This window comes from Limosilactobacillus portuensis (assembly GCF_014838735.1).
GTDB lineage: Bacteria > Bacillota > Bacilli > Lactobacillales > Lactobacillaceae > Limosilactobacillus > Limosilactobacillus portuensis.
Genome location: NZ_JABUXQ010000155.1, coordinates 1 through 273 on the forward strand (window position 1 = coordinate 1; position 273 = coordinate 273).

The window sequence follows — 273 nt, forward strand, 5'->3', positions numbered from 1 at the left end:
TGAACCAAAGTGATTTAAAATTTGACAAACATACAGATGAAGAAGCCTGTGCACGTCAATCCTGGAATCATTTTTTGAATCATGAGATTACCCTTTATTCTCAATTAGCAGATGATATCACCCGAGATAATATCAGTGGTTTAAGCAGGTATTTAGCTTATGGTTTACTCGATATTCGAGAAGTCATCAATCATTTACTTGAAGGATATGACAGTGATGAAAATAGTTATGAGTCTTTCATCAGAGAACTCATGTTTCGTGAATTTTACTATG

At 33.7% G+C, this 273-nt stretch carries 1 pseudogene; it reads left to right on the plus strand.

The window, feature by feature from the left end:
• A pseudogene (locus tag HUK49_RS10960) lies at positions 1–273 on the plus strand (hypothetical protein); the annotation flags it as partial.